Source organism: Planktotalea frisia, from assembly GCF_001890925.1.
GTDB classification, from domain to species: domain Bacteria; phylum Pseudomonadota; class Alphaproteobacteria; order Rhodobacterales; family Rhodobacteraceae; genus Planktotalea; species Planktotalea frisia.
On sequence record NZ_MLCB01000116.1, the window covers coordinates 1 to 1,004 of the forward strand.

The following is a 1,004-nucleotide window of genomic DNA, read 5'->3' on the forward strand; positions in this document are numbered from 1 at the left end:
CGGATCATGCGGTTAGCTGAATCGTTCTACGGTCAGACGTCAACCCGTCAAAAGTCGGGTGCTCGAGGACTCTGTGTATAGCTAAATGTTAAAACGGAAGATATTCGAAGTCCGACGCTTGCATCACCGCCAGCAAGCAGCATAGTCAAGCTAATCAGATGAGCTAAACGCTCCCTTAGTCTTGGCAGCCCTTGGCCTCAAAAACATCTGACGACGGAAGCACTTTCCTGACAATACGGCAATTGAGGTAAAAAATTAGATGATCATTACTTGGGAAGAGCTTGAAAACATCACAGGTAGAAGCAAGGCAATACTTTCACTCGTATCCAAGTCCCTCTTCGAGCTGCCTGACGTCTGTGAGGACGGACTTAGTGTTGATCGTGCGCTCAAACTCCTGTTCAAAATGGGGTCTTTTGATCGCAGTCAGAAAAATGAACTCCTCGAAGTGTCTCAAAAGTTGGAACAGAAGAATGCTGAATTGCTTCAATATGCAGCCGCTCTTGAAATCGTAAAAGCAGAGCGCCACCAACTTGAAGATCGCATACAAAGCCTAGAGCTTCAGTCCGCCTCTGATACAAAAAGGGCTGAGACGGCAGAGGCACGATTGCATGAAGTTACGCAATCATTCGCTTATTTGATTGAACGCAAATCGCAATCTGAGGCTGTGCAAAGCCTAAGTGAAAGTAAGAAACTTCCACCTCTTCTCCTCCTGCATCCAATCCGCACTGGTGATAACCAACTTGACCAACCCGCACGCACTTAGAACCCTAAGAGGTAACTTAAGTTATGTCTTAGGCGTCTGGTACTAGTAGGAATAAATTATTCTTTGTGTCGTTACCCTTAAGCGGGTGACACAAGTTATGACCACAAGGGGCTCCTATGCCTCTCCCATTACTAGAACAAATAGAAAGATTAAGCAGATTACAGATCAAACACGCAAAACGACCTTTGAAGTGGTCCTACTAATTCGGACAGGTTTGTGGCTCAGCTAAGATGTAATCGGG

At 45.7% G+C, this 1,004-nt stretch carries 1 protein-coding gene; it reads left to right on the top strand.

What is annotated here, in order from left to right; translation table 11 throughout:
* Positions 1 to 259 precede the first annotated feature (259 nt).
* Entirely contained in the window at positions 260 to 763 is a 504-nt protein-coding gene (locus PFRI_RS07940) for a hypothetical protein (RefSeq protein WP_072630171.1), read from the top strand.
* The last annotated feature ends 241 nt before the right edge of the window (positions 764 to 1,004 follow it).